The organism is Streptomyces sp. NPDC000941, assembly GCF_053599555.1.
Map to the genome: position 1 here is coordinate 1 of NZ_JBSFMM010000305.1, position 10,897 is coordinate 10,897.

The window sequence follows — 10,897 nt, forward strand, 5'->3', positions numbered from 1 at the left end:
CAAACGGCCTGTGACCAGGTTTCCGCAGGTGAGCCGAAGGGGGTGAAACTCCCTCGTAATGCGTAGGTCAAGGGTTCGATTCCCTTAGGCGGCTCAGAAAATGCCTGGTCACAGGCCGTTCGCGTCACTGCCCGGTGGGTCTCCTGCCGGGCAGTACGTATTTAGTACGCACGGATTCGCTCACGCGGCGAGAACCGCAACCGCGCTCGTCTCGGCGCTGTTCTCCTCGGCTTCGGCGGCGCGGCGCTCACGCAGTCCGGCGAACAGGCCGCCGACCTTGGCGAGGACGCGGCGCCGCTCCAAGACGAGCTGGCGCCCCTCTTCGAGACGGTCGGCCACCTCGTCGAGCCGGTCCGGCCAGAGGTGGCCGTACAGGTCGAGCGTCATGACCGCGGACTTATGGCCCAACATCGTCTGCACGACCTTGACATCCGCCCCGGCCGCGATGGCGAGCGAAGCGGCGGTGTGGCGCAGCTTGTGCGGGGTCAGGCCGAGGTCGTCGAGCCCGGCCGCCTTCACGGCCTTGTTGAACACCCGTGAGCGCCAGTTGTTGTAGTGCAGGGGGCCGCCCCTCGGCGCGGTGAACACCAGGGTTTCGGGGTCGTCGCGTGAGGTGAGCGGCCGCAGTTCCCCGACGAGCGAGGACAGGAGCGGCACGGTGCGCTTCTCGTGGTTCTTGACCGGCCCGAGTTCGAGCTTGCCCTTGACCGACGAGTACGCCTGCACGATGCGCAGGCGCCGCGTGTCGAAGTTGAGCCGTCCGGACTTGACCGCCGTTGCCTCGCCCCATCGGATACCGGAGTACCCAAGCAGCCGGATCAGCGGCCCGTTGTCCCCGGCCGCCCGCGCCAGGGCCTCAAGCTGCTCGTACGACAGATAGACGTGCTCGTCGTCGTCCTCGATGGTGGGCAGCTCGTGTTCGACGGCCGGACTCACGGCGATCTTGCCGGTCTTCACCGCGAACTTCATGATCATTCGGAACACGCCGAAGATCTTGATGATCCGGGCAGGGGAGAGCTTCCGGCCGGACACGCCCGGCTCAGTGCACAGGGTGTCTACCCAGGCGGATACGTCCTCCCACTTGATCGCCGCCACCTTCCACGTCTCCCACTTCGGGAGGACGTACAGGCGGTACACCTCGTCATAGTCGTGTTTGGTCTTCCGGCCCTGCTTCCGCAGTGCTTTCGCCCACTCCTCGCCGACGACGGAGAACGGCGTCTTCCCGGCGGAGGGGTCGCGGTACGACCCCTTGTCGAGCTTGTTCAGCAAGTCCTGCTGGACCTTCTCGGCCTTCGGCTTCGTGGCGCACGTCTGCGACCTCTCTTCGCCGTCAGGGTCGTACCAGCGCACCCGCCAGCGTCCCGGCGGCACCTTCCCTTTCTCCTTCGCCCTCTTGACCGCCTCCTTGTAGGCCTTGTGAGTCTTGCGGTCTTCTATCCAGACCCTCGCCATCTATTGGCGCTCCTGTCTGTCGGGATCTGTGCCAGGGACCGGCGGTATGTTCGTCATGCGGCGCCCCGTGGGGCGCGCCAGCATGAGGAATTGGAGATGGTTGGCGCCGGGGTCGTCGCCATACACCAGCGGGCGTTGTCCGTCCGCCCAGTCCCACGCGGCTTCGTGGCTCACGTCGCCCACCCCGGTCACTCCGCACTGTTCGCGGGCGTGGTCGGTCGGGGGGAGCAGCAGCGCCGAGACGTTCACGCCGAGCGCGACGGCGAGCGCGACGAGATCATCAACGTCCACGCGCCGTGTGCCCGCCTCGATGCGGCCTACGGCCAGTTCGGGCATGGGGCGGCCCAACTCCGTGACGCGCCGCGCGAGCTCCTTCTTGTCCCACCCTCGGGCCTCCCGCACGCGGGTGACGTTCCGGCGTACCTGCTCGCCGGATGGGCCGAGGGGGTTCTTGGTGAGTTTGCGGCCCGTGCCGCCGGTTGGCTCGTTCACGGCGCCCATCCTGGCATCCCAAATAGATGCTATGCAATAGCTCTTGTTCCTTCTCAACCTCCAGCTGTACGTTCGCTCTTGAATGCGATACGCATCGAAACGGCGCTATGGCGTACGGGAGGGATGCAGTGGACAGACAGGACCTGACGCCAAGACAACTCGCCCACGAGTTGGGGGTGTCCGTGGGGACGCTCGCCAACTGGCGGTGGCGGGAAGAGGGGCCGCGCTACGTCAAGCTCGGTTCGGGGCGCAGTTCGCCCGTTCGGTACCGGCGCGAGGACGTTGACGCGTGGAAGGCGCGGCATGTCGCTGGCGGGGAGCTCGCCGCGTAGCGGCTGTGTGGAGAGTGCGGGCAAAGATCAGGGGCCGCGCGGCGTGACGCCGGGTGCGGCCCCTGTGGTGCTTACGACGCTCTGCGCTGCTCGGGGAGCGACTTGGGCGTCTGGCGCGGGCCGGGGATGTGGCGGGCGCTGACGTTGTTCAGGCTGTGCTCGATAGCCGTTGCTCCGGCGGCTGTGATGTGCCGCTCGTCGATGGCTATGTCAAGGTCGGTGGCCGTCGCGCGGACGATGGCCAGGGTTCCGTTATCGAGTCGGGTACGAGTGACGGTGACCAAGTGTTCCCCCTTGCGGGCATAGCGAAGCCCAGAACCGAAGTTGTGTTCGATTCAAGGCTTCGTAAACACTACTCCCATCAACACCCCAGGTCACGGATTAGTTCCGGTGTGTCAACCCATCCGTGTGCTCACCTCTCTCGCCGGCGACCCACTGCCGCAAGATTTCCTGCGCGCGCGGCATGTCCTCGGCCTTCATTCCCGGCACGTGTGCGATCACCACTTGGGCTTCCTCCGTGCTGGCGTTCAGGGGGTCGTCGGCGACCAGGCCGACGTACTGCTGTGCTGCGGCGAGTTGAACGATGCGGACGGGCTCGCCGATGGCGGTGGCGACGGCGCGCACGAGCGCCGGATTGATCTTGACTGGCTGAGCGTTGGCGATGCGCCAGAGCGTGCTTTTGGGCAGGCGATAACCCGACTTCGGGTCGACTCCTCGTTCTGTCAGTACGCCGTATGTCGTGCCCTCGACCGCCCGTCGGACGAGCTCGGCCAGGGGTTCACCCGACTCCCACACGTGCTCATCTCCGTTTCTATTCCGGTACTCATCTCCGTTCATTCAACCACTCATCCCGCCGAAGCACACCGCATCTGAACTGCGTTGACGGTGCACTCGCGGCGATCTACGGTTGACGTTCCTGTTCCGGAATTGAAACGGAAGGGTCGCCCGATTACGGGCGCCCGCACCGCGAAGGGAGAGTGATGGCCGACCACGAAGCAGGCACGACATCCCGCGGTGAGCGGTCCCGGCCGGGCGGCAAACGTCCGGCCGTCGAGTTCGTCGGGCCGCCGCCGGCAACGAACGTGAGCAAGCACCACGCGATAGCCGCCGCCTTACAGGCCCGGCCCGGGGAGTGGGCCGTCGTCCAGAGGTCCGTGAGCGCCGCCGGCGCGGGGTCCACCGCCCAGGCAATCCGTACAGCGAGGCTCGCCGCGTACGCCCCCGCGGGCTCGTTCGAGGCGGTGTCCCGCACGGTCAAGGGCGAGAATGGCGACGGCGAACACCGCATATACGCCCGGTTCGTGGGCGGTGCGGAGTGAGTACGCCGTATGCAGCGATGACCACGCCCGACCTGGTGGCGGAGCGAAGCCGCTTGACGCGGGTCTACCTCGACGCCGCGCCCGACGGCGCCGACGCCCGGCCGACCGTCAACCACCTCGCTGGCATCGAAGCCGTTCTGACGGCCCGTGAGGTGATCCGGGCACTGAACCAGGCCCAGCAGGCGGCGCGGTGGGTCGAAGTCCTGGCCGAGCACGAGCCGCAGCGGGCGGCCGACTTCGCGGCCCGCGCGGCCCGATCGGCCGAAGGAGCGCTGTCCCTCGTCGCCGAGCTGCGCGGCGGCTGCACCGCCGCCACGTCCGACAACAACAAGGGGGCGGCGTGATCACGGTCCGAATGCACGAGGACGGCCGACGCGTCGTGCTCGAAGCCGCCGACATCGCGGAACTCCTCATCGACGCCATCGCCGCCGAGCACGCCGAGGACCCGAGCGGGATCACTCACGCACTCGAAGAAGTCGCCCGGCGCCGCCGCACCTACGAGGGGCTGGCCAGCCTCGAAGAGGTCCGGGACCTACCCGAACACGTCGTGAACGAGGCCGCCGCCGCCCTCGACGAGATCCGCGAAGCGTTCGTGGCCTCCCTGTCCACGGCCATCGACTACGCCATCACCGAGGACGACGCGCGCCGACTCGCCGTCGAGCTCTCGCGCCACGCGGCGTACGCCGCAGCAGCACGTATCGGGGAAGGGGCCGCACGATGACGCTCGTCCGCACCGAGACCGCACGCGGCCACGCCTACACGCTCGACGGCGAGCCGGTCACCGGCGTGACGACCCTCATCAGCGGCGGCCTGCCCAAGCCGGCCCTCGTCGGGTGGGCGGCGAAGAGCGCGGCCCGATACGCGGTGGACAACTGGCGCGCGCTGGCGCCGCTGGTGGCCTCGGGTGAGGCTGAGGCCGCGTTCGACGAGATCCGCCGGGCTCCGTTCCGTGAGCGGAACGCGGCGGCGGTGCGCGGCACTGAGGTGCACCGGTACGCCGACGCACTGTCGCGCGACGAGGACGCCGAGGTCCCCGACGAGCTGTTCGGCTACGTCACCGCCTGCGCGGACTTCCTCGACGACTGGGGCGTCACCCCACTCGTGACAGAGGCGGTGGTGGGCTCCCGCATCCATCACTACGCCGGGACGTTCGACCTGGTGGCGAAGCTGCCGGGCGGCGAAGTCGCGCTGTTCGACTACAAGACCGCCGCTTCCGGCATCTGGCCCGACACCGCGTTGCAGCTCGCCGCCTACCGCCGCGCCGACTTCTACCTGAACGAGGACGGCGCCGAAGTCCCCCTGTACTTGCTTGGGATCACCACCGCGTACGCCGTCCACCTGCGCCCCGACGGGTACGCCGTGCATCCGCTCGACACCAGTGAGGAAGCGTTCCGGCGCTTCCTCGACGTGGCCACCGTCGCCCGCGCGGCCAAGTCGCTGCCCGCCCTCGTCCACGACCCGGTGACCCCCGCCCACCTGCTGAAGACCCTGGAGACCCACCGATGAGCGAGACCTTGCCCGCCGTCCTCGACGCCCCGGCCGCCGCCGTACCGCAGCGCGGCACGGTGGCCGAGCTCGTCGCCTGGGCCGACTCGGCGCGTGCCGCGTTCACCATCGCCGAATCCCTCGCCAAGACCTCGTTCGTCCCCGACGCGTTCCGGAACAAGCCGCACGAGGTCACCGCCGCCATCCTGACCGGAATCGAAATGGGTCTGTCGCCCATGGCCGCACTCCGCGCGTTCGACCTGATCAAGGGAACCCCAGCGATGCGCGCGAACGCCATGCGGGGACTCGTCCAGTCCCACGGCCACGCCATATGGGAAGAGGACGCCACCGCGACCCGTGCCGTGGTCTGCGGACGACGCGCGAGGGAAACCGAGGTCCACCGCTCGGAATGGACCATCGAGCGAGCTGCCGACGCCCAGTTGACCGGCAAGGACAACTGGAAGCGCCAGCCGAAAGCGATGCTCCTTGCCCGAGCCACCGCCGAGGCGTGCCGCCTCACCGCCTCCGATGTGCTGCACGGAGTGCCCTACGCGGCGGAAGAACTCGCCGACGGCGCAGCGAGCGAGACCCGCACTGTTCGGCGCCGCCGCAAGCCCGCTGTGCCTGACACGCCCGTCATCGAGTCAGAGCCCGAGCCCTATGAGGAGGCCCCAGAACGGGAGCCTGAGGAGGCGCACGCCGTCAAGAGCGAGGGCACTGACGAACCGCTGTGGGGCGTGCCGAGCGACGAGCATGAGGATCGAGCCCAGTGAAGCCGCCGGTGCCGTACTTCGGCAGCAAGATGCAGCTTGCCCCGTGGCTGGCCTCACTCATGCCGTCACATGATCACTATGTCGAGCCGTTTGCCGGGTCGCTCGCTGTGCTCTTTGCAAAGCCACCGTCCCGGATGGAAACCGTCAACGACCTCGATATGGAGCTGGTGACCTTCTGGCGCGTCTTGCGCGACCGGTACGAGGAATTCGCCCGCGCGGTGACACTGACCCCGCACAGTCGTGCCGAGCACACTGCCGCCTACGAAACAACCGAGCCTGACAACGACGTGGAGCGCGCACGGCGGCTGTGGGTCCGACTGACACAAGGCCGCTCGGCCCAGACGAGACGTAGCGGCTGGCGCTACATGATCAAGCCCGGATCAACTCCCATGGCCACCTACCTCGATGGCTACCGCGGCCGACTTGCCGCCGCAGCTGCACGTCTTGGGGCGGTATCGCTGGAGTGCCGATCCGCACTCGAAGTCATCGAGGCATACGGCACGAGCGGCGACGTGCTGCTTTACGTCGATCCGCCGTATCTCGACGCGACCCGTTACGGTCCTGGCTATCGGCACGAGATGGCTGACGAAGGCGCACACCGCGAGCTCGGCGACGCTCTGAACCGGTGCCGTGCAACGGTGATGCTCTCAGGCTACGACTCCCCTTTGTACGCCGAGTTGTACGAGGGATGGCACCGGTACGAAGCCGCGACGTGGACGGGCAATGCCATCGCTGGCACCGGCGCACGCACGGAAGTGGTGTGGGCAAACCGGCCGCTCGACGCCCAGGCCGAGCTCTTTGAGGTGCCAGCATGAGGACACTCAACAGAGCGGCTATCGGACTGGTGGCGATGGGCTGCTACGCGGGGGCGGTCTTTGCTGCGAACTGGACGACGAACCGCTACGGCGTGGTGTCCGTCGCCCCGGGGTTCACCGCGACGGCGGGCACGGTCGCGGCCGGGGCGGCGTTGCTGTTCCGCGACGCCGTACAGGATCGCCTCGGCCGCCGCGCGGCTGTGACCGCCGTCGTGCTCGGAGCCGGATTGAGCGCAGTCACCGCGCCCACGCTGGCCCTCGCTTCTGCGGTCGCCTTCCTGCTTGCTGAGCTCGCCGACTTCGCCGTCTACGCGCCGTTGCGCCGTCGGGGGTGGATGCGAGCCGTGGTCGCCTCCAACGTGGTCGGCGCGCTGCTCGATACGGCGCTGTTCCTGACGCTGGCCGGCTACCCCGTCACCGCCGGCACGGTGGCCGGGCAGCTCGTCGGCAAGGGATGGGCCACCGCCGTTCCGGTCGCCGTCGTCCTCGTACTGCGGCGGGTGCCTCGTGCTGTACCTGACCACGCCGTCGGGACCTGAGGCGCGCGCCGCCATGCTCGCCGGTGACCTCGGGTGGATGAACGGCCCCAGGAACGGTCACCGGATGCCCTACGGCGTGACGTGGGCGGCGGATAACGGCCGTTTCGGCAAGGGCTGGCCGGGCGCGGACGTGTGGTTCGCGTGGCTGGCCCGGCACGCCGACCGCGCCGGTACGTGCCGCTTCGCGGTCGCCCCGGACGTGCCGTTCGACGCCGTGGCCACGCTTGCGGAGTCCCGGCCGTGGCTGGAGCACATACGCCACCTCGGCTACCCGGCCGCGTTCGCTGCCCAGGACGGCAGCGAGGAGGGACACGTCCCGTGGGGTGAGTTCGACGTGTTGTTCCTGCGGGCTCGACGGAATGGAAGCTCGGCGCCGCCGCCCGTCACCTGGCCGCCGAAGCCCGCCGCCGGGGGCTGGATGTCCACATGGGCCGGGTGAACTCCGCCCGCCGCCTGACGTACGCCGCCGCAATCGGCTGCGCGTCCGCCGACGGCACTTATGTCGCGTTCGGTCCCGACAAGAACTTGCCCACCGCTCTTCGGTGGGTCCGCGAAGTCAACAAACAGCCCACCCTCGACCTCTGGGAAGCACTGTGACCCTCGACGCCATGGAATGGGTGTGGGAGCACGCCCGTGCCCGCGGTGTGGCCCGGCTGGTATTGCTGGCCGTCGCTGACCGCGTGACCGGACCCGAGTGCACCGCCTACGCCGGCACCAGCATGCTCGTCCGCCGCACCGGGGCGGCCCGCTCGACGGTTTGTACCGCCATTGACCGGCTCGTCGAGTCCGGCGAGTTGGAGATCATCCCCGACGTGCGAGGGCCGCGCGGAGAGACCCGCTACCGGCTTCCCCACGCCGTCGGTTACACGCGTACCCTGTCCGCTTCGAGCGGGTTTGGCGGTCCGGTGACCGGGGGGCCGGAAACCGGACCGGTACAGAATCCGGACCCCCGGTCACCGGACCCCAGGGGACCGGAAACCGGACCGGAGGGGGCCGGAAACCGGACCGGTGGGGGTCCGGAAACCGGCCCCCCTAACCAGAGAGAACACAACCACCAAGAGCACAGCAGTGCTGACGCGCGCGCGACCGGTCGTGACCGGCCTGCCCGCGATGAGCACACCGACGCCATCCCCGCCGACGCCCGCCCGCTGGTGGCCGCCCTCGATGGTGCTGGGGTCACGGTGACGTGGCGGCTCGCTTCGGCGGAGTGGGCGGCCGTCCTCGCCGCCGTCCAGCGGTGGGGCGCCGAGGCGCTGGCCCGCGTCGCCATCGAGCGCACTGCCGGCCGCGATATTCGCTCGGCCCGCTACCTGCTCGCCATCTGGCGCGACCCCGCGAACTTCACGAACGAGACGGCACCGGCCGCCCCCGCCGCCGAACCGGGTGGTGGCGGGACCGTCGTGCCCCTCCGCCGCTCGTACGCCGACAACCTCGCCGCCGGGCTCGCCCTCCTCGAACAGCAAGGACGTGCCCGATGAACAGCCAGCAGATAGCTGCCGTGCTCTATCACGCCGCCCAGTTCGACAGCCGCGTACGCCGCGCGATGAACAACCCGCAGCAGGCCGCCGAGACCCTTGAGGACTGGACCGACGCCCTCGCACACGTCCCCGCCACACGCACCGAAGTGCGCTGGGACGTGGCGCACGCCGTGCGCGGGTACTACGAGCAGCAGCGCGAGAACCGTTCCGCCCAGTACCGCGCCATCGAGCCCGGCGACATCACCGCCGCCTGGGCGCCGTTCCGGCGCGAGCTGATGAACCGCCACACCGATCCCGTACCGGACGCCGACCCCGACGACGTGGCCGCCTACCTCACCGCGCTACGCGCCAGCCGCCACGCCGTCGCCACGGGCCAGCTCGCCCCCGCCCAGTACCGCGCCGCCCTCGTCGCCGCCTCCCCACCCCCCACCGAGGCCATAGCCGAGCTCCGGCAAACCCTCGCCCGAACGCGACCGCCACCACATGAAAGCTCGTAACCGCATTCGGCGGAAACCCACATCCCACATGAACGTCACTAGAAACGGATGAGCATCAATGACCGAATGCCAGAGCTGCCCGAGAGATGTCAACGATGACCGAAACCTTTGCCGTATCTGCGAAAGGCGCGTGGTCGGGTATCTAGAAGAAATTCCCAAACTCTATCGTGCACTAGAAAACCTCGTCGGCACCAAACCGACCGGAAGCGGAAAGAGCGCCGCCGTAGAGGCTCCGGCGCCCTGCAACATCGACGCCCTCAACCTCACCGTCGTCGGTGGCATCCCCGACATCCTCACCTCATGGGCAGAGGACTGGTACGACCTCCTCGACTGGAGCCCGCCCGAGTGGAACGGCACCCTCGCCGACCGTGTGACCAGCGCTGTTCACCGCCTACGGGTCAACCTGCCGTGGGCGGCCGAGCAGCACCCGGCCGCCGGGGACTTCGCCAGCGAGATTGCCCGACTCCACAGCCGCGCTCACCGCGTCATCGACGGCGACATCCCCCGCGTCCCGCTCGGCGCCTGCGCGTGCGGCGGACGCATTACCGCCAACCCCGCCGCCCTCGTCGCGCGCTGCCCGGAGTGCGCCGAAGAATGGCATGGCCCGCAACTCGCCAACCTTGCCGAAACGCTCCGGAACGCAACACCGAACCCCGCTGCGGCGTAAAGACTTGACAATCCCGAGCCCGTGAAAATACCTTCTGATACGAGCGCAAGACGTGTCACCGCACAACGACACCCACACTGCGCGACCGACCCGAATGGGCCGCCTCGAATCCCCCGCGAGGCGGCCCATTCGCATTCCCGAGGGAGGTTTTCGCGCGTGAGCGCCCCCATCCTCGTGCGGCCCGACGAGGCCGCCGCCTACACCAGGCGCCCCGTCGCCACCGTCTACCGATGGGCCCACGAAGGCCGCATCACCCAGCACGGCACCGGACGCGGCAACGTCCGCTACGACCTCCGCGAACTCCCCGCCCCCGGCCAGCCGGCACCGCCGAAAAGGACGCCCCAGTGACCACCTCTGCCGCAGCCGCTCCGACATCCGGACGCGTCAAGCCCAAGCCGGACCCGCGGTATCACCTCAGCCGCCGCGACTACGACCGCCTCATGCGCGAGACCCCGCGCGGCCCCCGAAGCGAGTAGCCGCGATGGTCTGGAACACCAGCGACCGCGCGAAGCGCCTGCCGCCGAACTGGCCCATCCTGCGCGCCACGATCCTCCGCCGCGACAACGGCATCTGCCACGTCTGCGGCAAGCACGGCGCCGACCAGGTCGACCACATCACCCCCGGGGATGACCACTCACGGGACAACCTCGCCGCCATCCACTCGGACCCTTGCCACCGGCAGAAGTCGAGCAGTGAGGGCGGCACGGCCGCCGCGAAGTCCCGAGCCCAGCGCCCCCGCCAACGGCCGGCCGAGCAGCACCCCGCCGAGCGGCGCGGTGTGTCGTGATCTGCTGATCAGCGCAGCGGCTCCTGATGGTGACGCCGCCCGGCGGCTGTTGGACGGGGCGAAAACTGGCCGAATCGTAGGCGCCGGATACTCAGGGAGCGGCCTCGTTCCCGTCATCTGAAGAGCTGGCGGGCTCCCTGCGCAAGATCACTAGCGTGATGCCTGTGCCAGCCGTCGCGATGGCTGCTGCTGCGGACGCGCGGTCGGCCCTGATGATGCCTGCCAGTGCGAGGAAGGCGAGCGCTGTAGTGCACAGCGCTG

The 10,897-nt window shown here is 69.0% G+C and carries 19 protein-coding genes; 15 read left to right on the forward strand and 4 right to left on the reverse strand.

Translation table 11 applies throughout. The annotated features are described in order from the left end of the window. Positions 1–180: 180 nt before the first annotated feature. Together ACWDSL_RS48620 and ACWDSL_RS48625 are read right to left on the reverse strand one after the other, a co-directional pair. On the reverse strand, positions 181–1,452 hold the full coding sequence (locus ACWDSL_RS48620; protein WP_450495573.1) for a tyrosine-type recombinase/integrase: 1,272 nt from the start codon (positions 1,450–1,452) through the stop codon (positions 181–183). Then, positions 1,453–1,944, reverse strand: coding sequence for a helix-turn-helix domain-containing protein (locus tag ACWDSL_RS48625; RefSeq protein ID WP_450495575.1), 492 nt, complete (start codon positions 1,942–1,944; stop codon positions 1,453–1,455). Between the two features lie 128 nt (positions 1,945–2,072). On the opposite strand from ACWDSL_RS48625, the gene ACWDSL_RS48630 reads away from it, so the two are divergent. Further along, positions 2,073–2,276, forward strand: a complete 204-nt coding sequence (locus ACWDSL_RS48630; RefSeq protein WP_450495576.1) for a helix-turn-helix transcriptional regulator — start codon at positions 2,073–2,075, stop codon at positions 2,274–2,276. Positions 2,277–2,347: 71 nt separating this feature from the next. Here ACWDSL_RS48630 and ACWDSL_RS48635 read toward each other — a convergent pair whose 3' ends face one another. Further along, a complete protein-coding gene (locus ACWDSL_RS48635; protein WP_450495578.1) occupies positions 2,348–2,560 on the reverse strand; it encodes a hypothetical protein in 213 nt (70 codons plus the stop codon). A 97-nt stretch (positions 2,561–2,657) separates the two neighbouring features. Then, the gene (locus ACWDSL_RS48640; protein WP_450495580.1) at positions 2,658–3,113 is read right to left on the reverse strand and encodes a hypothetical protein; all 456 of its coding nucleotides are present in this window, start codon (positions 3,111–3,113) and stop codon (positions 2,658–2,660) included. A gap of 143 nt (positions 3,114–3,256) precedes the next feature. Between ACWDSL_RS48640 and ACWDSL_RS48645 the strand changes: the two genes are divergently transcribed. From ACWDSL_RS48645 to ACWDSL_RS48710, 14 genes are all read left to right on the forward strand, one after another. Beyond that, positions 3,257–3,595: a hypothetical protein gene (locus ACWDSL_RS48645; RefSeq protein ID WP_450495582.1), complete on the forward strand. Its 339-nt coding sequence runs from the start codon at positions 3,257–3,259 to the stop codon at positions 3,593–3,595. A gap of 17 nt (positions 3,596–3,612) precedes the next feature. After that, a complete protein-coding gene (locus ACWDSL_RS48650; protein ID WP_450495584.1) occupies positions 3,613–3,939 on the forward strand; it encodes a hypothetical protein in 327 nt (108 codons plus the stop codon). Further along, positions 3,936–4,316 (forward strand): hypothetical protein, encoded by a 381-nt coding sequence (locus ACWDSL_RS48655; protein WP_450495586.1) that lies wholly within the window; start codon positions 3,936–3,938, stop codon positions 4,314–4,316. Before ACWDSL_RS48650 ends, ACWDSL_RS48655 begins: the two co-directional genes overlap by 4 nt. Next, a complete protein-coding gene (locus ACWDSL_RS48660) occupies positions 4,313–5,101 on the forward strand; it encodes a hypothetical protein (protein ID WP_450495587.1) in 789 nt (262 codons plus the stop codon). Before ACWDSL_RS48655 ends, ACWDSL_RS48660 begins: the two co-directional genes overlap by 4 nt. Further along, a complete protein-coding gene (locus ACWDSL_RS48665) occupies positions 5,098–5,853 on the forward strand; it encodes a hypothetical protein (RefSeq protein WP_450495589.1) in 756 nt (251 codons plus the stop codon). Before ACWDSL_RS48660 ends, ACWDSL_RS48665 begins: the two co-directional genes overlap by 4 nt. Continuing rightward, a complete protein-coding gene (locus ACWDSL_RS48670) occupies positions 5,850–6,668 on the forward strand; it encodes a DNA adenine methylase (protein ID WP_450495590.1) in 819 nt (272 codons plus the stop codon). The genes ACWDSL_RS48665 and ACWDSL_RS48670 overlap by 4 nt, the downstream gene beginning before the upstream one ends. Continuing rightward, positions 6,665–7,207 carry a VUT family protein gene (locus ACWDSL_RS48675; RefSeq protein WP_450495592.1) on the forward strand — a complete coding sequence of 181 codons (543 nt, stop codon included), beginning with the start codon at positions 6,665–6,667 and terminating at the stop codon, positions 7,205–7,207. The genes ACWDSL_RS48670 and ACWDSL_RS48675 overlap by 4 nt, the downstream gene beginning before the upstream one ends. A gap of 37 nt (positions 7,208–7,244) precedes the next feature. Beyond that, the gene (locus ACWDSL_RS48680; RefSeq protein WP_450495594.1) at positions 7,245–7,646 is read left to right on the forward strand and encodes a hypothetical protein; all 402 of its coding nucleotides are present in this window, start codon (positions 7,245–7,247) and stop codon (positions 7,644–7,646) included. Beyond that, the gene (locus tag ACWDSL_RS48685; RefSeq protein ID WP_450495596.1) at positions 7,634–7,804 is read left to right on the forward strand and encodes a hypothetical protein; all 171 of its coding nucleotides are present in this window, start codon (positions 7,634–7,636) and stop codon (positions 7,802–7,804) included. The genes ACWDSL_RS48680 and ACWDSL_RS48685 overlap by 13 nt, the downstream gene beginning before the upstream one ends. Positions 7,805–7,815: 11 nt before the next feature. Further along, a complete protein-coding gene (locus ACWDSL_RS48690) occupies positions 7,816–8,685 on the forward strand; it encodes a hypothetical protein (protein WP_450495597.1) in 870 nt (289 codons plus the stop codon). Next, positions 8,682–9,182, forward strand: coding sequence for a hypothetical protein (locus tag ACWDSL_RS48695; protein ID WP_450495598.1), 501 nt, complete (start codon positions 8,682–8,684; stop codon positions 9,180–9,182). The genes ACWDSL_RS48690 and ACWDSL_RS48695 overlap by 4 nt, the downstream gene beginning before the upstream one ends. Positions 9,183–9,240: 58 nt before the next feature. Further along, entirely contained in the window at positions 9,241–9,849 is a 609-nt protein-coding gene (locus ACWDSL_RS48700; RefSeq protein ID WP_450495599.1) for a hypothetical protein, read from the forward strand. Between the two features lie 156 nt (positions 9,850–10,005). Beyond that, entirely contained in the window at positions 10,006–10,197 is a 192-nt protein-coding gene (locus ACWDSL_RS48705; RefSeq protein ID WP_450495601.1) for a helix-turn-helix domain-containing protein, read from the forward strand. A 133-nt stretch (positions 10,198–10,330) separates the two neighbouring features. Further along, positions 10,331–10,636: an HNH endonuclease gene (locus ACWDSL_RS48710; protein ID WP_450495602.1), complete on the forward strand. Its 306-nt coding sequence runs from the start codon at positions 10,331–10,333 to the stop codon at positions 10,634–10,636. Positions 10,637–10,897 lie beyond the last annotated feature (261 nt).